Source organism: Actinoplanes subglobosus (genome assembly GCF_042650585.1).
Taxonomy (GTDB): Bacteria; Actinomycetota; Actinomycetes; order Mycobacteriales; family Micromonosporaceae; genus Actinoplanes; species Actinoplanes subglobosus.
Genome location: NZ_JBHSBL010000021.1, coordinates 198,778 through 220,645, shown reverse-complemented (window position 1 = coordinate 220,645; position 21,868 = coordinate 198,778). Strand labels below are relative to the sequence as shown.

At 70.4% G+C, this 21,868-nt stretch carries 20 protein-coding genes; 14 read left to right on the top strand and 6 right to left on the bottom strand.

The annotated features are described in order from the left end of the window. The first annotated feature begins 91 nt into the window (after nt 1-91). The 8 genes from ACFO0C_RS32980 to ACFO0C_RS32945 all read left to right on the top strand — a co-directional run bounded on the left by ACFO0C_RS32980 (nt 92) and on the right by ACFO0C_RS32945 (nt 8,417). Complete coding sequence (locus tag ACFO0C_RS32980) at nt 92-1,336, top strand: glycosyltransferase (protein WP_378070655.1); 1,245 nt, start codon at nt 92-94, stop codon at nt 1,334-1,336. Further along, nucleotides 1,333-2,964 (top strand): ArnT family glycosyltransferase, encoded by a 1,632-nt coding sequence (locus ACFO0C_RS32975; protein WP_378070654.1) that lies wholly within the window; start codon nt 1,333-1,335, stop codon nt 2,962-2,964. Before ACFO0C_RS32980 ends, ACFO0C_RS32975 begins: the two co-directional genes overlap by 4 nt. After that, a complete protein-coding gene (locus tag ACFO0C_RS32970; RefSeq protein ID WP_378070653.1) occupies nt 2,961-4,208 on the top strand; it encodes a glycosyltransferase in 1,248 nt (415 codons plus the stop codon). Before ACFO0C_RS32975 ends, ACFO0C_RS32970 begins: the two co-directional genes overlap by 4 nt. Next, nucleotides 4,205-6,295, top strand: a complete 2,091-nt coding sequence (locus tag ACFO0C_RS32965) for a galactose oxidase-like domain-containing protein (protein ID WP_378070652.1) — start codon at nt 4,205-4,207, stop codon at nt 6,293-6,295. The genes ACFO0C_RS32970 and ACFO0C_RS32965 overlap by 4 nt, the downstream gene beginning before the upstream one ends. After that, entirely contained in the window at nt 6,292-6,819 is a 528-nt protein-coding gene (locus tag ACFO0C_RS32960) for a hypothetical protein (RefSeq protein WP_378070651.1), read from the top strand. Before ACFO0C_RS32965 ends, ACFO0C_RS32960 begins: the two co-directional genes overlap by 4 nt. 81 nt (nt 6,820-6,900) lie before the next feature. After that, nucleotides 6,901-7,470 carry a GNAT family N-acetyltransferase gene (locus tag ACFO0C_RS32955; protein WP_378070650.1) on the top strand — a complete coding sequence of 190 codons (570 nt, stop codon included), beginning with the start codon at nt 6,901-6,903 and terminating at the stop codon, nt 7,468-7,470. 55 nt (nt 7,471-7,525) lie between these two features. Then, entirely contained in the window at nt 7,526-8,017 is a 492-nt protein-coding gene (locus tag ACFO0C_RS32950; protein WP_378070649.1) for a DUF4265 domain-containing protein, read from the top strand. A 40-nt stretch (nt 8,018-8,057) separates the two neighbouring features. Continuing rightward, entirely contained in the window at nt 8,058-8,417 is a 360-nt protein-coding gene (locus ACFO0C_RS32945; RefSeq protein WP_378070648.1) for a hypothetical protein, read from the top strand. Between the two features lie 142 nt (nt 8,418-8,559). Here the strand turns inward: ACFO0C_RS32945 and ACFO0C_RS32940 are convergent, their stop codons facing one another. Continuing rightward, nucleotides 8,560-9,366, bottom strand: coding sequence for an alpha/beta fold hydrolase (locus tag ACFO0C_RS32940; RefSeq protein ID WP_378070647.1), 807 nt, complete (start codon nt 9,364-9,366; stop codon nt 8,560-8,562). A gap of 56 nt (nt 9,367-9,422) precedes the next feature. Between ACFO0C_RS32940 and ACFO0C_RS32935 the strand changes: the two genes are divergently transcribed. Continuing rightward, nucleotides 9,423-10,061, top strand: coding sequence for a TetR/AcrR family transcriptional regulator (locus tag ACFO0C_RS32935; protein ID WP_378070646.1), 639 nt, complete (start codon nt 9,423-9,425; stop codon nt 10,059-10,061). Here the strand turns inward: ACFO0C_RS32935 and ACFO0C_RS32930 are convergent. After that, a complete protein-coding gene (locus ACFO0C_RS32930) occupies nt 10,054-10,956 on the bottom strand; it encodes a hypothetical protein (RefSeq protein ID WP_378070645.1) in 903 nt (300 codons plus the stop codon). The two genes, ACFO0C_RS32935 and ACFO0C_RS32930, sit on opposite strands and share 8 nt — an antisense overlap. A 163-nt stretch (nt 10,957-11,119) precedes the next feature. Between ACFO0C_RS32930 and ACFO0C_RS32925 the strand changes: the two genes are divergently transcribed. After that, nucleotides 11,120-11,353 carry a hypothetical protein gene (locus tag ACFO0C_RS32925; RefSeq protein ID WP_378070644.1) on the top strand — a complete coding sequence of 78 codons (234 nt, stop codon included), beginning with the start codon at nt 11,120-11,122 and terminating at the stop codon, nt 11,351-11,353. Between the two features lie 16 nt (nt 11,354-11,369). Here ACFO0C_RS32925 and ACFO0C_RS32920 read toward each other — a convergent pair whose 3' ends face one another. After that, complete coding sequence (locus ACFO0C_RS32920; RefSeq protein WP_378070643.1) at nt 11,370-12,794, bottom strand: NAD(P)/FAD-dependent oxidoreductase; 1,425 nt, start codon at nt 12,792-12,794, stop codon at nt 11,370-11,372. 126 nt (nt 12,795-12,920) lie between these two features. Here ACFO0C_RS32920 and ACFO0C_RS32915 point away from each other — a divergent pair, with 126 nt between their 5' ends. Next, a complete protein-coding gene (locus ACFO0C_RS32915; RefSeq protein WP_378070642.1) occupies nt 12,921-13,649 on the top strand; it encodes a TetR/AcrR family transcriptional regulator in 729 nt (242 codons plus the stop codon). Here ACFO0C_RS32915 and ACFO0C_RS32910 read toward each other — a convergent pair. Then, nucleotides 13,609-14,745, bottom strand: a complete 1,137-nt coding sequence (locus ACFO0C_RS32910) for an acyl-CoA dehydrogenase family protein (RefSeq protein ID WP_378070641.1) — start codon at nt 14,743-14,745, stop codon at nt 13,609-13,611. The genes ACFO0C_RS32915 and ACFO0C_RS32910 overlap by 41 nt on opposite strands. Further along, a complete protein-coding gene (locus tag ACFO0C_RS32905; RefSeq protein WP_378070640.1) occupies nt 14,745-15,383 on the bottom strand; it encodes a TetR/AcrR family transcriptional regulator in 639 nt (212 codons plus the stop codon). The genes ACFO0C_RS32910 and ACFO0C_RS32905 overlap by 1 nt, the downstream gene beginning before the upstream one ends. A 123-nt stretch (nt 15,384-15,506) precedes the next feature. Between ACFO0C_RS32905 and ACFO0C_RS32900 the strand changes: the two genes are divergently transcribed. Together ACFO0C_RS32900 and ACFO0C_RS32895 are read left to right on the top strand one after the other, a co-directional pair. Next, the gene (locus tag ACFO0C_RS32900; protein WP_378070639.1) at nt 15,507-19,049 is read left to right on the top strand and encodes a crotonase/enoyl-CoA hydratase family protein; all 3,543 of its coding nucleotides are present in this window, start codon (nt 15,507-15,509) and stop codon (nt 19,047-19,049) included. A 2-nt stretch (nt 19,050-19,051) separates the two neighbouring features. After that, the gene (locus tag ACFO0C_RS32895) at nt 19,052-20,674 is read left to right on the top strand and encodes an acyl-CoA synthetase (RefSeq protein ID WP_378070638.1); all 1,623 of its coding nucleotides are present in this window, start codon (nt 19,052-19,054) and stop codon (nt 20,672-20,674) included. A 72-nt stretch (nt 20,675-20,746) separates the two neighbouring features. On the opposite strand, the gene ACFO0C_RS32890 is transcribed toward ACFO0C_RS32895, so the two are convergent. Then, nucleotides 20,747-20,962 (bottom strand): hypothetical protein, encoded by a 216-nt coding sequence (locus ACFO0C_RS32890; RefSeq protein WP_378070637.1) that lies wholly within the window; start codon nt 20,960-20,962, stop codon nt 20,747-20,749. A gap of 642 nt (nt 20,963-21,604) precedes the next feature. On the opposite strand from ACFO0C_RS32890, the gene ACFO0C_RS32885 reads away from it, so the two are divergent. Beyond that, nucleotides 21,605-21,868, top strand: a 264-nt coding sequence (locus ACFO0C_RS32885) for a hypothetical protein (protein ID WP_378070636.1), incomplete at its 3' end; no start/stop codon positions are given.

Sequence of the window (21,868 nt, the reverse complement as noted above, 5' to 3'; positions counted from 1 at the left end):
AACGCCGCCGATCGCGATATGGTCGGCGCGCTCCATTTCTGGTGGCGTATTCCCTCATTGCTGAAAGGCGACGACCTTGGCTGCCGCCGTCATGATTCTTATTTCCGTCGTGCTCGCCACGTTCGCGGCGGTGACCCTCTGGTGGACGATGCACGCGTGGCGGACCCCGGAGACCCTGGCCGCGACCCGCTTCGCGGAGCCGGACGGTGACCACCGGCTGACCTTCTCCCTGCTCGTGCCGGCCCGGCACGAGCAGGCCGTGCTGGAGCACACCATCGACCGGCTGCTCCGCTCCACCCATCAGGGCTACGAGATCATCGTGATCGTCGGCCACGACGACCCGGACACCGCCGCGGTGGCGCACGCCGCCGCGGAGCGCACGCCCGGCCGGGTGCTCGTCGTCACCGACCACAACGAGGTGAAGAACAAGCCCCGTGCCCTCAACACCGCGCTGCCGTACGTGCGCGGCGACGTGGTCGGTGTCTTCGACGCCGAGGACCAGGTCCACCCGGATCTGCTCGAACACGTCGACCACGCGTTCCGGTCCACCGGCGCGGACGTCGTCCAGGGCGGCGTGCAGCTGATCAACTTCCACTCCAGCTGGTACAGCCTGCACAACTGCCTGGAGTACTTCTTCTGGTTCCGCAGCCGGTTGCACCTGCACGCGGACAAGGGCTTCATCCCGCTCGGCGGCAACACGGTCTTCGTCCGTACCGACGTGCTGCGCACCGCCAACGGCTGGGACGGCACCTGCCTGGCCGAGGACTGCGACCTGGGCGTGCGGCTGTCCAGCCGGGGCGCCAAGGTGGTCGTCGCCTACGAGGCGTCACTGGTCACCCGCGAGGAGACCCCGGACACCATCGGCAGCCTGCTCAAGCAGCGCACCCGCTGGAACCAGGGCTTCCTCCAGGTGCTGCGCAAGGGGGAGTGGCGGCGGCTGCCGTTGCGCCAGCGGGTACTGGCCCGGTACACCCTCACCGGCCCGTTCCTCCAGGCCTTCTCCGGTGTGGCGATCCCGATCGGCATCGCGGTCGGGGTCCTCGCCGATCTGCCGGTCGGCATCGCGCTGGCGACCTTCGTCCCGTTCGTGCCGATGGCCGCCAACATCGTCTTCCAGACCATCGGCCTCCGCGACTTCGGCAAGCAGTACCGCCTGCGGATCAGGCCGCTGCACTACGCCTGGCTGCTGATCGGCGCCCTCCCGTACGCACTGCTGCTCAGCGTCGCCGCGTTGCGCGCGGTCTGGCGCGAGTACAGCGGGCGCCGCGACTGGGAGCTGACGACGCATGTCGGGGCCCATCTCCAGAACGCCAACGCCGAGGCCGGTGCCGCATGACGACCACCAGCGAACCCCAGCAGACCACCTCGACCGCGCTCATCCCCAAGGCGCGAGGCACAGCCGTCGAGACCACCCGGCCGCGAGTGCCGGCGACCGATCACGAGCAACCCCCCTCGGCGGTACGGCGACCCGCGCTCCTCGGTGGCGAGGGCCTCCTGGCCGGCGCCCTGACCACCCTGGTGCTCACCGTCCTGGGCGTCAACATCAGCGGTTATCCGATGGTCAACGACGACGAGGGCACCTACCTCGCCCAGGCCTGGGCGGTGGCCAACGGGCACGGCCTGGCCCACTACACCTACTGGTACGACCATCCACCGCTGGCCTGGATCCAGTTGGCCGGGCTGTCCTGGATCCCCGAACTGTACGGTGCGGAGGGCTCGACGGTCGCCACCACCGGCCGGATGGCCATGCTCCCGGTGATCGCCGCCGTCGTACTGCTCGTCTACGTGATCTGCCGGCGCCTCGGGATGGCCGTCTGGTCCTCCGCCGCCGCGCTGCTCGTCTTCGGCCTGTCGCCGATCACCGTCGTCATGTACCGCGGCGTCTACCTGGACACGTTCGCGGTGGTGTGGATGCTCGCCGCCCTCGCCCTGGTGCTGTCGCCGCGGCGGAACCTGTGGCACTTCACCGGCGCCGGTGCCGCCACCGCGATCGCGGTGCTGAGCAAGGAGACCATGCTGGTGACGCTGCCCGCGGTGGTGCTGGCGCTCTGGCAGCACACCGCCCGCAGTTCCACGCGGTCCTGGGCGGTCGGCGGTTACACCAGCGGGCTGGTCCTCGTCGGCGCCTTCTACCCGCTGTACGCGCTGCTGCGCGGCGAGCTCTTCCCCGGCTCCGACCACGTGTCGCTGATCGGCGCCTGGCAGTTCCAGCTGGGCTCCCGGGCCGGCAGCGGCAGCGTCTTCACCGACGGGTCGATCGCCGCGAACCTGGTCGGGTCCTGGCTCGACCACGACCCGTACCTGCTGATCGGTGGTCTGGCCGCGACCGTCGTGTGCCTGTTCGTGCGTCGCCTGCGCCCGCCGGCCGTCGCCGGCGCGATCCTCGTGCTGATCGCCTGCCGGCCCAGCGGCCACCTGCCGGTGATGTACGTGGTCCAGGTCCTGCCGTTCTTCGCGATCGCCGTCGGCGGAGTGCTCGACCTGACGGTCCGGCTGACATCGGCCCGGCAGCGGCTGTTGCGCCTTGCGGTGCCGGCCGTGCTCGTGGTGTTCGCCGCGTCGTTCGTCGCGCCGCGCTGGTGGGCCGGCAACCAGGTGGCGCTGACCGCCGACTATCACGACGGATACGTCGCCGCCGCCCGCTTCCTGCGCGACGAGGTGCCGGACCACCCGAACACCACGATCGTGCTCGACGACGTGCTGTGGCTGGAGTGCGTCGACGCCGGTTACCAGCCGGACCGGACCATCTGGTTCTACAAACTCGACCTGGACCCGGAGGTCGCGGCCCGGCTGCCGAACGGGTGGCGCGACGTCGACTATCTGGTCTCGACACCCGCGCTGCGCGGTGACTCGAAGTCGCTGCCCCTGGTGAACACCCTGCTGACGAACTCGACGGTGGCCGCCGGCTTCGGCGAGGGCGAAGGCCGCATCGAGATCCGCCGGATCAACAAGGAGAACCCATGACCACCCAGGCACAGGGCCGGGCGGCCGTCGGAACGCCGCACCAGGCCACCGTCACGCCCGGTGAGAAGACGCTGTCGCTGGAGCGGTACCGCGGCTCCGGGCGCACCCGGGCGGTGCTGCCCGGCGAGATCGGAGTGGGCCCGCGGCCCTCCACGCTGCTGCAGAGCGTCATCGTGCCGACCTACAACGAGCGAGACAACGTCCCCGCGCTGCTGGAACGGCTCGCCGCCGCACTGCCGCACGACGACACCGAGATCGTGTTCGTCGACGACAGCACCGACGACACCCCGGCCGTGATCGAGGAGGCCGCACGGGACTTCCCGATGGCGATCACCGTCCATCACCGGGAGAACGGCGCCGGCGGGCTCGGCGGCGCCGTGGTCGAGGGCATGCGCCTCGCCCGTGGCGAATGGATCGTCGTGATGGACGCCGACCTCCAGCACCCGCCCGAGGTCGTGCCGGACCTGATCGCGGCCGGCCTGCGCGACGGTGCCGACCTGGTCGTCGGCAGCCGGTACGCGCACGGCGGCGACACCGGCGGCCTGGCCGACGGATACCGCAGACTGGTGTCCCGCGGCTCGACGCTGCTGGTCAAGACACTGTTCCGGAACAGTCTGCTGTCGGTCAGCGATCCGATGAGCGGCCTGTTCGCGATCCGCGCCAGTTCGCTTGACGCCGCCGAACTCCGGCCGCTCGGCTACAAGATCCTGCTGGAGCTGATCGTCCGTAACCGCCCCGGCCGGATCGTCGAGGTGCCCTACGGGTTCCAGGCCCGTCATGCCGGCGAGTCGAAGTCGACCGCCGCCGAGGGCATCCGGTTCCTGAAACATCTCGGCGGCCTCCGATTCGGTCCGGGGCGGCTGCGGATGCTGGCGTTCGCCCTGATCGGGATCTCCGGTCTGCTGCCCAACCAGGCCGTGCTGTGGGCACTGCTGCACCTCACCGAAGTCCACTACACGGCCGCCGCGGTGATGGCCAACGTCGTCGCGGTGATCTGGAATTTCGTCCTCACCGACACGCTGCTCTACCGCAAGCACCGCAACCGTGGCCCGCTCAGCCGATTCAGCCGGTTCTTCCTGGTGGGCAACGCCGACCTGGTCCTGCGCATCCCACTGCTGACGGTGCTGGTCAGCGGCCTGAGCCTGGGCGTCCTGGCCGGCAATCTGCTGACCCTCGTCGCCTCCTTCGTCATCCGTTTCCTCGTCTCCGACAGGCTGATCTACCTGGCCGGGAAGAAGTCATGACACCGTCACGTCCCGTGATGAGCCGGCGCAACCGGCTCCACATAGCCCAGTTGCTGGTGCTGTCGCTCCTGCTGTTCCTGGCCCTGCCGGAACGCCCGGCCTCGGCCGGCGCCAATCTGATCGCCAACCCGGGCCTGGAGTCGATGGCCCCGGACGGATTCCCGGTCTGCTGGGAGAAGTCCGGCTACGGCAACAACGGCCACACCTTCGAGATCAGCAGCGACGCGCACAGCGGAGCCCGGTCGATGTCGGTCACCCTGACGAACGCCGGTGAGGGCGATCGCAAGGCGATGATGCTCGAGGACACCTCGTGCGCGCCGAACGTCACACCGGGCCACCAGTACGACCTGTCGGCCTGGTACAAGACGTCCACGCCGAACACGGTGATGACCATGTTCCGGCACGACGTCGCCCAGGGCTGGGTGTACTGGACCGACCTGGCCGTCCTTCCGGTCGCCACGGCGTGGACCCGGCAGACCGTCCGGACCCCGCAGATCCCGGCGAACACCGACCAGATCGTGTGGGGCGTCACCATCTACGGCAACGGCACCCTGAAGACCGACGACTACACCATGGTCGACGCCACCCAGACGGTGCCGGGCACCTCGTGCAGCGCCGGCGACAAGTGTGTCAAGGGCGACTGGCAGGTCATGCCGTTCCCGTCGACGGTCCGGGCCATCCACGCCGTGGTGCTGCGCAACGGAGACGTACTACTGATCGCCGGCTCCGGCAACGACCCGGAGGCCTTCACCGCCAAGTCCTTCAAGACCGCGATCTACCGGCCCGGCTCCGGCACGTTCACCGCGGTGCCCACCCCGGACGACCTGTTCTGCGCCGGTCACGTGCAGCTCAAGGACGGCCGGATCCTGGTCATGGGCGGCAACAAGGACTACTCGGCCGCGGACGGCAGCCACGGCTACAAGGGGTTGAAGAACTCGTACATCTTCGACCCGGTCACGAACGCCTACCAGCGGGTCAACGACATGACCGGTGGCAGCTGGTACCCGTCGGCGACGATCATGGGCAACGGCGACGTGGTCAGTCTCGGCGGCCTCGGTGAGGACTCCAGCGGCACGGTGCTCACCCAGTACTTCGACGAGTCGGAGGGCCGCTGGCTCGGCGTCGGCGAGGCGAAGCAGACGTGGAGCTTCTGGGGCCTCTACCCGTCGATGATCCTGATGCAGGACGGGCGGCTCTTCTACACCGGCAGCCACGTCTTCGGCAACGGCCTGCCGGGCTCCGGCGCCTCGATCTACGACTACGACAGTGCGACCATCACCCCGGTCAACGGCCTGCGCAAGAAGGACGAGCGGGACCAGTCGATGAGCGTCCTGCTGCCGCCCGCCCAGGACCAGAAGGTCCTCACCCTGGGCGGCGGCAACAACGAGACCAACCCGGACGCGCACCGGCTCACCGACCTGATCGACCTGAAGCAGGCGACCCCGGCCTACACCGCCGGCCCGCAGATCCCGCAGGGCACGATGACCGGCGGCGTTCCGCAGACCGGAGCCCAGGGCAAGATGTACGTCTCCGCGGTCCTGCTCCCGGACGGCAAGGTCTTCGAGACCGGTGGCGCGCTGCACAACCGGGCCGATCCCGTCTACGAGGCGTCCATGTACGACCCGGCCACCAACACGTTCACCGCCGGGATGGCCACCGACCCGGTGCCGCGCGGCTACCACTCGTCGGCGTTCCTGCTGCCCGACGGCCGTGTCATGGCGGTCGGCGACAACCCCGGCAACGGCACGTTCGACATGCGGGTGTCGGTCTACTCGCCGCCGTACCTGTTCAAGGGTGCCCGGCCGCAGATCACCGGGCTGTCCACGGCGAACTGGGCCTACGGCAGCTCGAACACGATCACCGTGGACGGGCCGGTGCTCAAGGCCGAGCTGATCCGCCCGGCGGCAGTGACCCACTCCAGCGACCCGAACCAGCGGTTCGTCGACCTGCCGATGACGGTCAACGGCAACTCGATCAGCCTCAACCTGACCAGCAATCCCAACCTGGCGCCGCCGGGCTGGTACATGCTGTTCGTGGTCGGCACCAACGGCGTACCGTCGGTTGCGAAGTGGGTGAAGATCGGATGAACCGGACACGTATCGCCGCGCTGAGCCTGGCCGCCGTCTCCCTGGTGGGTGGCGTGACCTGGGCGGTCACCCAGCAGCCGGAGCCTGCCACGTTCGGCCCGGGCGCCACCGAGGTCGCCGTGCGGCAGACGCTGTCGCCCGCCCCGCCGGTCAGCCCGTCCCCCGCCGCACAGGCTCCCGGCAAGGCGGCAGCGGCTGCCCGGACCGAGGCCACGACAGCGCCCGCCAGGCCGGGGAGGCATGCCGCCCCGGCGCCGTTCGTGCAGACCTTCGCCGCGCAGCCGGGCGTGACCCGGCAGAAGGCCAAGCGCAAGCCGACGGCTCCGGTCAAGGTGCCGGCGGCGGTCGACGGCTGCGACCGTAACTACGGCACCATCGCGCACTGCATCCCGGTGCGGTTCCCGGCCGGTGTCACCGACAAGTGCGCGTGGCTGCGCGATCACGGCTACCGGGACGTCAAGGTGGTCGCCAAGGACCGGCAGGGGCTCGACCCCGACCGCAACGGCGTCATCTGCGACACGTGAGCCGGGTGCGGGGCACGCCCATCGTGCCCCGCACCCCGATATCCCGTCGCGCGCCCGCCGGGGCTGTGTGATCGTGAGCGGATGCCGCAACCTGTCCTGCGCACCGAGCGGATGCTGCTGCTCCCGCTCACGGACGACCACGTGGACCTGGAGGTCGAGCTCGACTCCGACCCCGAGGTGCTGCGTTACCTCGACGGCCGGGCCCGTACCCGCGAGGAGGTCACCGAGTTCCACGCCAAGCGGATGGAGCTGGGCCGCCGGGTCGACGGGCTCGGTTACTGGGTGGCCTTCGGCCCCGGCGGCGAGTTCATCGGGGTGATGATGCTCCCGCCCACCGAGGACGAGTCCGTCGCCGAGCTCGGTTACCGCCTGGCCCGCCGGCACTGGCGTCAGGGGTACGCCGCCGAGGCCTCCCGGGAACTGCTGCGGCACGGTTTCACGACGGCCGGCCAGACCCGGATCGTCGCGCAGACCATGACCGTGAACGCCGGTTCCCGTGCCGTGATGACCAAGGTCGGTCTCCGGTACCAGCGCACCTTCTTCCCCGACTACCCGCCCATCCCCGGTTCCGAGGAGGGCGAGGTGGAGTATGCGATCACCCGTGACGAATGGCTCGCTCTCAGCCGTACGCCCGAGGTCGGCGCGGGCTGATCTTCTGGAACACTACGTTCCCGTGTGAGCGGGCGAGTTCGGGTACGGGGTGACGATGGCAGCGGTCAAGGTCCATTTCGATCTGCCGCGCGACGGTGACGACTGGCCGCCGGTCGAGGTGGAGAGCCTCTGGGCCGACACGGTCCGCGACGGCGTCGTGCGACTGACCAATGTGCCCTGGTTCGTGCGCGGCGTCGCCAGCGGTGACCTGATCCGGGTCGAGGCCGACGCCGACGGGGTGCTCTGGGCCGCGGAGCATCTCGAGTGGTCGGGCAACTGCACGATTCGCGTCGTCCCGTTCGGCAGTGGCCCGCTGCACGGCTCCCGCCGGCGTGTCCTGGACGCCTTCGAGCCCTTCGGCGTGACCGGTGAGGACGTCCAGCAGTACGGCCTGGTCGCCCTGGAGGTGCCGCCGGGTGCCGATCTCGCCGGCGTCCAGCGGGTGCTCCGGGCCGGCGCACGCGACGGCTGGTGGGATTACGACGAGGGCTGCGTCAGCGAGGAGTGGATCGCCGCGGCCGCGTGCTCGACAAAACCGGTTCAGTGAATCGGTGTAGCGGAGCCCCGGCGCGGGAACCCATGTACGCATGTCGATTGATCGTGAGACCCCGGTGAACTGCCCCGCCCGTGTCACGCTCGACGCGGCACAACTGGCCTTCTTCGATGCGCTCCCGGCGGAGGCGCCGAGTGTGCAGTCGGAGCTGGGCTGCGAACTCGAGTTGGGCCACGAGGGCTCGCACGCGGCTCTCGGCCAGCAGGTGGACACGACGACGTGGTGGATCCAGTGGACGCTCAGCGCGTCGGAGGTCAACCCCTACACCTGGTGCCCGGGTCGTGGGGCGGCCCCCGCGGTGGACCGTGACGAGCTGGACTGCGCACTCTTCCTGGGGCATCCCGGTGAGCACTCGTCCACCACGCGTTCCCGAGAGGCCAGCGCCGCCTCCTGAAGCGATTCAGTGCCGGGTGGGCCGGCCGGAGCGCGACGTCCCCGGATGGCCCACCCGGCGCTCGGCATCCGCCGGGGTCGCGGGCGGCCGGCGCCATGCCGGTCAGGGTCACGACCGCAGGACCCTGTCCGCGAAACGGTCTCTAGCGCCTGGCGAAGAACTCGGCGAACGGCTCGACGATCTTCGGGGTCGCGCGGGCCAGGCCGTCGTGGGTGCTGCCGGCGATCTCCAGGGTGCGGGCGCCGGGTATCGCCGCGGCCAGCGCCGCGTGGATCCTCGGATAGTAGGGTGGCCCGCTCGCGCCGCAGACCAGCAGCACCTCGGCGGTGATCCCGGCCCACCGGGAGGCCGGCCCGCTGTGCTCGTTGATCGACGCCGACTCGTCCAGCGTCATGGCCACCAGCTCGCCCATCATCCGCCCGTAGGGCGTGCGCATGAACAGTCTCGTGATCGCCACCTGCACGCCGATCGGCAGCTTGCCGGCCGCCGACTGGGTGTTGAGCCCCGCGCCGACCAGCGCGAGAGCGCGGGCCGTGTCGCCGGCCTGCGCCGCCGCCCGCGCGCCCGGCAGCCAGCCGACCGGGAACAGGCCGTCGACCTGGAGCGGCACGTCGTAGACCGCGAGCCGCCGCATCGGCACCTGCTGGCGGGCCGCCTCGATGGCGACGACCGCGCCGCCGCTGTGGCCGAGCACGTCGGTCGCGCCGGTGTGCGCCAGCACCGCGGCCAGGTCGTCGATGTCATCCTGCATCGAGTAGGGCACGCTGCGCGGCGGCGCGTCGGCCCGGCCCCGGCGGTTGTAGAGGTGGACGGTGAACCGGTCGGCGAGCCGGGCGGCCAGCCGCCGGTAGATGTCGATGGTCACGCCGCCACCGTGCACCACCACCAGATCCGGCCCGCTGCCGGTGGTGTGCAGGGGGATCCTCGCCCCGTCTCTCGTCTCGATCATCTCGGTGCCTCCCGTAGGTAAACCGCGAACGCTGTTCGCAGTTTACAGTAGTGCACGTGAGCGACGCACCTCCGATCTGGTCAAGGCCCGAGCGCGGCAGCCGCGGACCGCAGCCGGGACACAGCCGGGACGAGATCGTGGCGGCCGCCGTCGCGCTGGCCGACACCGACGGGCTGGCCGCGGTCTCGATGCGCGCGGTGGCCGGCGCCCTCGGCACCGGGGCGGGCAGCCTCTACCGCTATCTGTCGTCACGGGACGATCTGCTCGACCTGATGACCGACCGGGTGATCGGCGAGCTGCGGCCCTATCCGGAGCCGGGGCCCGACCCGATGACCGCGCTGCTGGGGCTGGCCGGCCGGCAACTCGGCCTCTACCGGCGGCATCCCTGGCTGATCGATCTGCTCACCCGGCCCAGCGGTCTCGGGCCCGAGGGGCTGTCCTGGTTCGACCACTGCCTGGGGGTCCTCGCGCCGGTGCGTTGCTCCAGTGCCGCCAAGTTCGAGGCGCTGGCGATGATGACCGGGGTCGTGACGCTCTTCGTGCGTCAGGAGCGGGCCGCACCGCCTCCGGCGTTCACCGGGTTCGACCTCACGGCGTACCCCCATCTGATCGCCGCCTTCGCCGACCCGGGCGCGCCCCGCGAGGATCTCTTCGAACGGACCCTGCGGGGCCTTCTGGGCGCGCTGCTCAGCTAGCGCGTGTCCACTCGCCGCAACCGGCGGAGAGGAAGAGGGCGTCCCCGGCGCGGAGGGTGGCGGTGGCCTTGGCGCCCGGTCCGACGAACTTGCTCTCCAGGACCTTGCCGGCGCTGGACTGGCGCTCCCAGTAGCAGCCGTCCTCGTCGACGGTGGTCCAGGTGCCGGTCTTGACCAGCTTGCCGACCCGGTGTGGTCCGTCGCCGACGGCGCCGTCGGCGGTGGCCGGCCGGTCCTCGCGCTGGATGAGCTGGCGCCACTTCGCGGACAGCGGCTGGTCGGGGCAGAGGACGAGGGCGCCGACCAGTTCGCTGACCTGCTCGGAGGTCATCTGGTAGCCGGGTTTGAGGAAGTCCTCGGCCGGGTTGACGTCGGCGCAGATGGCGAACAGGCTGGAGATGTCGTCGTCGGCGTACCCACTGGCCCGCAGGGCGGTCTGCTCCCGGTCGCCGATCGGGCTGACCACCTCCTGCTGGCCGCCGCCCACCTCGACGACGTCGCAGAAGTAGCCGCTCGCCTCCCAGGTGGGGGTGAAGTCGGGTCGGCCGTTGCGGTCCGGCTTGATGGTGAAGGTCTCGCGGGGGCCGACGTTGCTGGCCAGGAAGCAGGTGACGCCGACCGTGTTGCCGGCCTCCGGCTCCGCCGCCGTGGTGATCCGGCCGGCCGGGGTGGAGACCACCGGCGGGGCGGCCGGGACCGCGGCGTTCAGGTCCAGCGGCTCGGCGGCCGTCTCCGGCTCGTCACCGCTGGTCAGAAGAAAGAAGACGGTGCCGCCGACGGCCAGCAGGGCCGCGGTCAGGGCGACCGGGAAGAGCCAGGGGGCCCGCCGGTTCGGCGGGGGAGGAGCCGGGGGCGTCGGCGCGGCGGTGTAGTACGACGGCTGATGTGACGACAAGGTCGGTCTCCCCGGGGGGCTCGGGTCTTGATCGATGCATCAGCATGTATGTCTATGTCCCGCCGGGGCCAGTGCTGCGGCATGATCGTCGGCGGAAAAGATCCGTTCGGCCGACCTGGCCCGGGGTGCAGATCATCGGAAATGGGGTCTGTAGGTTGATCCCATGGGTGATCCAGCGGAGGGACCGGTGACCGCGGCGCGGGTCGAGTGGACCGGCGCGAGGTACCGGGTTCATCTGGTGCGCGGCAGTGGCGGCGGGATCAGCGTCGTCGACGGTGGAGAGCGGCCGGCCGAGGCGATGGCGGCACTGACGGCGCGCGGAGTGCCGGCCGAGGATGCGGAGCACTGCGTCCGCGAGGTCGAGCCCGGGTTCAGAGCGAGCGGGCCGGTCCCGTAGGGCCGGCCCGCTGTCATCAGGAGTCGAAGGAGAATCCGAAGGCATTGGCCGCCTTCAGGATGAAGCCGTCCCGGCCGCCGTTGCGGTCCGAGCGGGCGATCGCGTTGCGGATCACCTGCACGGCCGGGTAGAGCACCGGCTCCGGCGGGATCGGCAGCGGCTTCTTCTTCGCCATCTTCACCCGGGTACGGACGGTGTCCTTCCCGTCCAGCAGGTCGAGCATCACCGTCGCCCCGTAGCGGGTCGCGGCCACGCCCAGCCCGGTGAAGCCGCTGCTGTAGGCGACCTTGCCACCCATCGCCCGGCCCTGGAACGCGGCCAGCTGGGTGCACATGTCGATCATGCCGCCCCAGGCGTGGCTGAACGTCACGTCACCGAGCTGCGGGAACGTCCGCAGGAAATGGTCGGCGAGCCGGGTGAAGGTCTCCGGGTTCTGGTCGTGCTCGGGCCGGATCGCGCCGCCCTTGTGGTAGACCGCGTCGTAGCCGCCCCACAGGATCCGGTTGTCCGAGGTCATCCGGTAGTAGTGGAACTGCCGCGACGTGTCCGAGATGCCGAACCGCTTGGTCCAGCCGATCTCCTCGACCTGGGCGTCGGTCAGCGGCTCGGTCATCAGCACGTAGTCGTAGATCGGCACGGTCAGCAGCCGGTTCCGCTTGAGCAGCGACGGGAAGCCGTTCGTGGCCAGCGCGACCTTACGGGCACGCACACTGCCGGCCCAGGTCGCCGCCCGTACCGTCGCGCCCTGGTCCTTGATGTCGGTGACCGGGGTGTTCTCGAAGATCCGCACGCCCAGGCGCAGGCAGGCCGCCTTGAGGCCCCAGGCCAGCTTGGCCGGGTGCACCAGCGCGGCGCCCTCGTGCTGCATCAGGCCGGCCCGGTAGAGCGGCGACTTCACCAGCGCGTCCAGCTCGGCGCCCTCGTAGAAGGTGGTGCCGTCGGTGGCCGCCTCGCGCAGCTCCTCGACCTGGTGCGGCTCGGTCGCGACGGCGAGGACGCCCTCCTTCTGGAACTCGGCGTCGATGCCGTGCCGGGTCAGCGTGGCCTCGAAACCGGCGAAGTTCTCCGCGGCCAGCGCGTCGAGGATCGGCAGCTCGTCGGCGAAGTGGCGGCGCCCGTTCTCGGTGCCGTGGGTCAGGCTGGCCTCGACGAAACCGCCGTTGCGCCCGCTGGCGGCCCAGGCGATCTCGTTGCCCTCGACCAGCACCACGTCGAGCGACGGGTCGGTCTCCTTGGCGATCAGGGCGGTCCACAGCCCGCAGTAGCCACCGCCGACGACCAGCAGGTCGGCCTCGGTCGACCCGTTCAGCGCGGGCTGGGGGGCCGGCCGACCCGGGTCCTCCAACCAGAACGGGGTGCGAGCGGCGCCGGCCAGGGCCTTGCTGATGCGCTGCTCGTCGGTGCGGATCGCCAGATCGTAAGCGGGGGGTGTGGCCGCCATGGTGAGTCCCTTCAACTCTCACGAGATCCCTGCGGTGTCGGCCGGTGGGGATCTCGTGAACAGATGAAACCGCCCCGCGCACTCTTATGTCAATGCGTTGACATAAGAGGCGTCTAGGGTGGGTGAGTGCCTGGAGTGGAACGTGTGCGCAGCGTGGGGGCCCGGCGGCGGAAGACCCGCACCGGGGTCGTGCTGACCGCCGACATGATCGTCGACACAGCTCTGCGCCTCATCGACGCGCCCGGCGGTGACAAACTGAGCGTCCGCCGGCTCGGCGCCGAGCTGGGCGCCGACCCGACCGCGGTGTACCGCTACTTCCGCGACATGGACGCGCTGCTGCTCGCCCTCGCCGACCGGCTGATCGGTGACGCGTTCGCCGAGTTCGTGCCCCGCGAGCACTGGGCCGACTCGCTGCGCGACCTGGCCGCCTCGCTGCGGCGCTCGATGCGGCTGCACCCGCGGCTGGCCCACCTGCGGGCGATCCGGGTCACCGCCGGCCCGCACGAGATGCGGGTCGTCGACACCGGGATCGGCATCATGCTGAGCGCCGGGTTCGCCCCCGCCGACGCGGTCCGCCACTACCGTGACTTCGTCGACACCGTGCTCGCGGTGGCCGCCGTCGACGCGGCCGAGCTCACCGAGGAGCAGGAGGCGGCCGAGCAGGAGGCGTGGTCCCGGGTCTACACCTCACTGCCGGCCGACGGTTACCCCAACGTGCACCTGGTGCGGGAGCATCTGCCGTCGATGTACAACTCGGCCTTCCCCGGTACCATCGACAAACTCATCGACGCCCTGATCCAGGCGGCGCCGGGACTCACTGGTAACCGAACATCTTCGCCGCCAGATCGGACATGATCTCGGTGGCGCCGGCCCCGATGCCGAGGATCCGGGTGTCCCGGTAGTTGCGCTCGACCTCCGACTCACGCATGTAACCCATGCCGCCGTGCAGCTGGACGGCCTCGTCGACGACGTGCTTGCAGGCCTCCACCGCCGCGTTCTTGGCCAGGCAGACCTCGCCGATCATCGCCTCGCCGGCCGCGTGCCGCTCGGCCACCCAGCGGGTGTACTGACGGGAGTGGTCGATCCGCATCCTCATGTCGATCAGCTTGTGGCGGACCACCTGACGGCTGATCAGTGGGCGGCCGAACGTCTCGCGGGACCGCACGTACTCCAGGGTCAGGTCGAGGGAGCGCTGCGCCACCGAGTAGGCGTGCACCGCCGCGATGATCCGCTCCGACACGAACGCCTGGCCGATCAGCGCGAACCCGAAATTCTCCGGGCCGACCAGGTTGGCCGCCGGCACCCGGCAGTCGGCGAACGACAACTCCGCGGTGTCCGAGCAGAGCCAGCCCATCTTGTCGAGCTTGCGGGACACCGTGAAACCGGGCGTGCCCTTCTCGATCACCAGCATGCTGATGCCCGACGCGCCCGGGCCGCCGGTCCGCACCGCCGCGGTGACGAAGTCGGCCCGGATGCCGGAGGTGATGAACATCTTGGCGCCGTTCACCACGTACGCGTCGCCGTCGCGGACCGCTGTGGTGCGCAGCGAGCCCACATCCGACCCGGCCTCCGGCTCGGTGATGCCGAGCGCCCCGATCATCTCCCCGGCCAGGGCCGGGCGGACGAACCGGTCGATCAGGCTCGCGTCGCCGGAGGCGATGATGTGCGGCAGCGCGATGCCGTGGGTGAAGATCGCGGCGTGCGCGCCGGAGGAGCCGCCCGCCTCCAGGAACGCCTCGGTCGCCACGACCGTGTCGACACTGTCGCCGCCGTCGCCGCCGTGCTCCTCGGCGAACCCGATGCCGTAGAGGCCGGCCTTGGCCAGCCGGGAGTGCACGTCACGGGGGATCTCGCCGGCCCGCTCCCAATCGGCCAGGTGCGGGTGGATCTCACGGGACACGAACTGCTTCATCGCGTCGGCGAGGGCGAGACGTTCCGGGGTGTCGATCATCAACTCTCCTTTGAGCGGGCACGTTCGACGAGGGTGGACGGATCACGGTGGCCCAGCAGGATCGCGGCAGCCCGCTTCCACCGGCGGATCAGCAGCTCACGGCGGCCCAGATCGCCGCTGACGATGCCGGTCATGGCGAGCCCGGTCAGCACCTCGTAGCTGAACTCGACAACGGTCGGCACCCGGGGATCGCCGGGTGAGCTCTCGCTGAGCAGCGTACGGGCCCGATCGTGCAGGACGGCGAAGATCTCCCTCTCCACCGGCAGCAGCGCGGTGCGCACCTCGTCGTCGGTGCGAGCCGCGTTCCACAACTCCAGCGCGGCCCAGAACAACGGTGAGGAGAAATGCCGCCAGATGATGTCGATCAGCGCGTCGAGACGGTCGGCCTCCGGCGGGATCGCGGCCAGCTCGGCGGTCAGGGCCTCGGCGCGCCGGCCCGCCACGTAGTGCACCGCGCCGACCAGCAGATCGGCCTTGGTCGGGAAGTGGTGCAGCAGCGTGCCGCGGGGGACGTCGGCGCGGGCCAGGACCTCGGCGGTGGTGGTCTCCGCGTAGCCGCGCTCGACCAGACACTGCAACGTGGCCTCCAGGATCTTGCCCCGGGTGGCGCCGCTGCGCTGCGCCTGCGTTCGTTTCACAGCATTTACCGTACGGCTTGACGGTTAGTTCCGTCCATACAGCGGATTCTCAGTGTTCGCCCTGCTCTTGCCGTGACCCAGGTCACCCCCTTACCGTCACCCCAGACTGTTAGGGGAGCGTCGATGCCCGCTGTTCATCTGACCCGGTTGCGTGCCGGGCTCGCCGTCGCGCGTGCCCTCGCCGGAGCCCTGCTGAGCCGGGCCCGTCCCGGGTCGTCCGCACCTTCCGGGTCGTCCACGTCCGCCCAGGCCGTCGTCGAGCCGCCTCGCCGCTTCGTTCACCCCTGCGGCGTGCAGGTGACCGCCGCAGCCGGGGCGGAGCAGGTGTTCGCGGTACTCGTCGAGCCGGCCCGGATGCCGGACTGGGTGCTCCAGCACACCGGATGGATCGACGGGCCGCCGGACGCGTTCACCGAGGGGGTCCGGTTCCGGCAGCGGATCAAGCTGATGGGGGTGCCGAGCGAGGTCCGCTGGACGGTCACCGGCGTCGTCCCGGGCCGGGCGGTCTGGTTCGAGGGCACCGCGCCGATGGGAATCTCGGTCGGTTTCTACCTGTCGGTCACCCCCGTCGACGGTGGCTCGCTGGTGCGATTCGACGGCGGGGTCGAGGGCGGCTCGGCGGAGGGTCCACTGGGCGCGATGGTCGCCCGCAACCTCGCCGACGCGATGCGCAAATCCCTGACCGAACTCGGTCATGTCGCTGAGGCGGGATCCGCCGCGGCCGCCTCTTCCGCCCCTCGCACCGCTTCCGGTTCCTCCGCTTCTCGTGCCGGATCCTCTCATTCCGCCTCAGGCTCCTCCGCGTCTCGTGCCGCTTCCTCTCGTGCCGGCTCCTCCGCGTCTCGTGCCGCGGGCGACGGCTCCGGGTCTCGTTCGGCGGCCGGTTCGTTCTCGGAGCTGCCGCCGCCCGGGCCCAAGCCGGCACCGATCATTTTCGGTCGTACCGGGGAGGAGATCGACGCCTGGACCCCGGTGATCGTCGGGGTCGGTCAGGTCTCCGACCGGTCCACCGAGCCGGAGGGCGGCGATCCGGTGTCGCTCGCCGTGCGGGCGTTGCGGCTCGCCGCCGACGACAGCCGAAACCCGGAGATTCTTCAAAAAGCAGACCTCGTGGGGTACGTCGCCAGCGTCTCGTGGCAATACCCGGACGGTGCCGCGCTGATCGCTGATCACGTCGGCGCGACCCCGGAGCAGACCGTGCAGACCACGATCTTCGGCGGCGACGGCTCGCTGCGACTGCTCAATGACGTCGCTGCTGTGATCGCTTCCGGTCACGCCTCGATCGCTCTGCTCGGTGGTGCCGAGGCCGCCTCGACTGCCGCCGCCGCCGACAAGTCCGGCCGCGAGCTGGACTGGCCGCGACAGCCCGACGGCACCGTGCCCGGCCGGGTCGTCGGCGGTGACGCACCGGCCAACAACGACCCGGAGACCGCGGCCGGCCTGGTCGCCCCGATCTACCTCTACGCCCTGATCGAATCGGCGGTCCGTGCACGGCTCGGACTCGGCCCGGCCGAACACCGGGAGCGGATCACCCGGCTCTGGTCCGGCTACTCCGAGATCGCCGCCCGCAACCCGCACGCCTGGCAGCCGGTCGCACACACCGCTGCCGAACTGGCCGCGCCGACCGCGGGCAACCGGATGATCTCCGCGCCCTACCCGAAGTTGCTCACCGCGAACGTGCAGGTCAACCAAGGCACCGGCGTCATCGTGTGCAGTGCGGCCGCCGCCCAGGAGGCCGGGATCGACCAGGACCGGTGGGTGTTCCTGCACGCCGGAGCCCACGCCACCGACGAGTGGTATGTCACCGAGCGGGCCGACCTCGCGTCCTCGCCCGCGATCAAGGCGATCGGCGCGGCCGTCCTCGGGCACAGCGGCATCGGCATCGACGACGTCGCACACCTCGACCTGTACGCCTGTTTCCCGTCCGCCGTACAGATCGCCGCCCTGGAGCTCGGCTTGCCGATCGACGACCCGGAACGGCCGCTGACGGTGACGGGCGGGCTGACCTTCGCGGGTGGCCCGGGCAACAACTACTCCAGTCACGCGATCGCCAACCTGGTGCCGCTCCTGCGATCAGAGCCGGACAGTTACGGCCTGGCGACCGCCCTCGGGTGGTACCTCACGAAGCACGCTGCGACCGTCCTGTCGGCCAGCCCGCCACGGACCGGGTTCCGTGACATCGACGCCGACCATCGACTGGTGCGGCCGCCGGCGCGCCGGGCGCTCGATTCCTGGACCGGCCCGGCGGTCCTGGAGGCCTACACCGTCCCCTACCGCCGCGACGGCGTGCCCGAGGCCACGATCGTCACGGCGATCACCCCCGACGGCGACCGCGTCGTCCTCCGCCTGACCGACCCCGCGTTCCTCCCCTCCGACTCCGTGTCCCTCCGCTCCGACTCCGCCTCCCTCCGCTCCGGCTCCGCGTCCGTCCCTTCCGGCCCCGTGTCCCTCCGCTCCGACTCCGCGTCCTTCCCCTCCGGCTCCGCGTCCGTCCCTTCCGGCCCCGTGTCCCTCCGCTCCGGCTCCGCGTCCTTCCCCTCCGGCTCCGCGTCCGTCCCTTCCGGCCCCGTGTCCCTCCGCTCCGGCTCCGCGTCCCTCCGTTCCGGCCCCGCGCTTCGCCCCGCCGACAGCGCTCCCCGTCCTCAACCCTTGGGCGACATTTCTGAAATGTCGGATCTGGCGGGTTGTTGGATCGACGTCGCGGGCACGACCCTCGCTTCCACTTCCGTCAGCGGCGTCGCTTCCAGTGACGGATCCGGCGTCGCTTCCGGGGCCGAGCCCGGCGGCGTTGCTTCCAGGGGCGGACCCGGCGTCGCTTCCGGGGCCGAGCCCGGCGGCGTCGCTTCCAGGGCTTCCGGGGCCGAGACCGGCGGCGTTGCTTCCAGGGTCGAGCTACCGGCGCCTCCCGCGCCGTCGCTGGTCGTGGAGTGGCATGGGCCGGTCACTGTCTTCCGGCTCAACCGGCCCCGGGTCCGCAACGCGATCGACCTGGCCACGGCCCGGGCCCTGGAGAAGGCGGTCGACGAGTTCGAAGCCGATCCGGACGCGCGGGTGGCGATCCTGACCGGCTCGGACACCGTCTTCAGCGCCGGCATGGACCTGAAAGCGGCCGCCCGCGGGGACTACCCGGTCACCGAGGGACGTGGCCTGCTCGGCATCACCGCCCGGCCGCCGGCCAAACCGCTGATCGCCGCCGTCGAGGGTGCCGCTCTCGCCGGCGGATGTGAACTGGCGCTGGCCGCCGACCTGATCGTCGCCGCAGAGGACGCCCTCTTCGGCATCCCCGAGGTCAAACGCGGCCTGGTGGCCGCGGCCGGCGGGGTGCTCCGTCTCGCGCGGAGCCTGCCCCGCAGCACCGCCCTGGAACTGGCCCTGACCGGAGAGCCGATGCCCGCGCGCCGGCTCCACGAACTCGGGCTGATCAACCGCGTCACGTCACCGGGCAAGGCGTTCGACACCGCGCTGCAACTCGCCCAGGACATCGCCGCGAACGCGCCCCTGGCTGTACTGCTCTCGAAACGCATCGTCGACGAACACCGCGACTGGGGCGCCGCGGAGGCCTTCGACCGTCTCTCCGACATCGCCGGTGAGGTGATCGGCTCGGCGGACGCCCAGGAGGGCATCCGTGCCTACGCCGAGAACCGGACCCCCATATGGAAGGGCTGATCGTGAGCACGCTCGAGCACCTGCATGCGGTTCTGCGGATGCATCAGATAGGCATCGTCAACCTCCTGCGCCCGGACCGGCTGATCAAGGCGGCCGGCAACAACGCGAAACTCGGCCCCCAGGCGGCCCTCACCGAGAAGGCCGCCAACGAACACCCGAACCTGCCGGCCCTCACCGACGAACGCGGCACGTGGACGTACCGCCAGTTCTTCGAGCGTTCGAACGCCCTGGCCCACGCCCTGCGCAAGGTCGACCTGCCGCCGAAGTCGGTGATCGGGGTGCTGGCCCGCGATCATCGCGGGCTGGCCCTGGCCATCACCGGTACGGCCCGCGCCGGGTTGCGGCTGGCCATGCTCAACACCGGGCTCGCCGCGTCCCAGCTGGCTGAGGTGATCAGCCGGGAGAACGTCCGGTTCCTGATGTACGACAGCGAGTTCGCCCCCGCCGTCGACCTGCTGCCGGACGACATCCCGCGATACCTGAGCTGGGCCGACGACGACTACGAGCGTCCCGAGGGGGTGCTCACCGTCGAGGAGCTGATCGCGGCGGAGCCGACGACCGTACCCCTGCCGATCCCGGAGAAGCCGGGCGGTTTCATCATCCTCACCAGCGGGACCACCGGACTGCCCAAGGGTGCGCCCCGGACCAAGGTGTCGCCGCTTGCCAGTGCCCTGATCGCGGACCGGATCGACTTCCCCCGGCAGGGTACCGCGGTGATCGCGTCGCCGCTGTTCCACAGCACCGGCTTCGGCGCGTGGACGGTCGGGCTGTCACTGTCCAACCACGCTGTCCTGCTGCGCCGGTTCAACGCCGAGAGCATCCTCGCCGCGATCGCCGAGCACCGCGCCCACATGCTGGTGGCCGTCCCGACCATGCTGAACCGCATCCTCGCCCTCGGCCCGGACGTCATCGCCAAGTACGACACGTCCTCGCTGAAGACGGTCTTCCTGGCCGGGTCGGCGCTCGCCCCGGAGCTGAGCACCCGTTTCCAGGACGTCTTCGGTGACGTGCTGTACAACGTGTACGGATCCACCGAGGTGGCGGTCGCCTCCGTGGCCCAGCCGCACGAGCTGCGCAGATCGCCCGGGACCGTGGGTAAGCCACCGGTCACCGTGCACGTCGCGCTCTACGACGCCGACGACAAGCCGGTCACCACCGTGGGGGAGAAGGGTCGGATCTTCGTCCGGACCGGCATCCCGTTCGAGGGCTACACCGACGGCCGGCACAAGCAGGTCATCGACGGCCACATGGCCACCGGCGACCAGGGGCACTTCGACGCCGAGGGCCTGCTCTACATCGACGGCCGGGACGACGACATGATCATCTCGGGCGGGGAGAACGTCTACCCGCTCGAGGTGGAGAACCTGCTGGCCGAGCGGGCGGACGTGATGGACGCCGCGGTGATCGGCGTCGACGACGCGGACTTCGGCACCCGGCTGCGGGCTTTCATCGTCCCGAGCGAGGACTCGGCCCGGGATCCGCAGGAGATCCGCGAGTTCGTCCGCGCCAACCTGGCCCGTTACAAGGTGCCGCGGGACGTCGTGTTCGTCGACGACCTGCCCCGCAACCCCACCGGCAAGCTGCTGCGCCGGGAGCTGCCGACCGGCCCGATCGACGCCGCCTGACAGATCGGCCGCGCGCGTCGGTGAGTGGCCCGGTTCGGGCCGGCTGAGAGGCCGGCCCGAACCGGACACGGATCAGCGGCGGCGGATGGCGATCGTCGCGACGATCAACGCGCCGATCCCGAGGACGCCGAAGACCGCGAGCGCGACGATCGTGGCTGGTGCATGGACGTCACCAGCGGTGAGGATTCCAATCTCCCCGGCGGCGGATCCCGCGAACGCAGCGAAGGCAATGTTAACGATCCCGTCGCCGGAGCCACCGGAGCCAGGTTGATTCGGTAGGTTGGACATGTCGTCCTCCCGTTCGTTGGGCTTGTGAGAAGGCACTGCTTGTGGGATTTGGCGACACGACGGCCCGCTGGCAGGCGGGCCGTCGCCCGTTTCGGTCGAACTTCCGTGCGGTGTGATCCGGCCGTTTCCTAGTCGTATGTGGAGTTGTCGAGAGACCATTCCTTGCGTGTCGATTGCTCCGGCCGCCGGTGTCCTATGGGGATTTCTGTAGGCCCCCTCGTGGAAGTCTAGGTCGATGTCGCTCCGCAGCTAGCGGAACGCAGGTTACAAGATATGCCCGATTCCGGGCCTCCTGCCGCAGCGTGGAAGTGCGGCCGAGGGGTCGATGAGGCGCCGCCGTCGCGGGTGCGGGAGGCCGAGATCGGGCTGTTCGTCTGCGGGCGGCCTTGCGACCGGCGCCAGTGCAGGTCGCAACATGTCGCCAAGTCCGTGGCCGGGCCGCTACGGCGCACGGATCGCGTTAACGGGAATAAGCCATTCAACCGTGATTGATTGGACCCGTTCTAATGCCTCCTTAAAGCACTAAAACGGTCAAAACTCCTTGTCTGCGTCGTGCAGATAGCGGGCTGCTGACAGGAAAGGCCAGTCTGCCTGTTGCTGACAGCCGACTTGCTGCCCACGATGGATGGCAAGGAGGGTCACATGGCACTCAAGCCGGAGATCTGGGTCATCGTCTACTACCGCGGCCCAGGCATCGTCGTCACCAGCCACTACATCGAGAACGGGGAGGGCCGGCACCGCATCCGCGACCTGCGGGCGATCCGCCGGGCCGAGGTCGCCGCCCGGTACGCGCACACGCTGGCGCTCGCCCTGGGCTCCGTCGAGGTCGGTCTCTCCGCCGGGCTCGCCGTCGCGTACAGTTCGCCGGCCGTCGTCGCGGTCGGCCTGATCGCCGCCGGGGGCCCG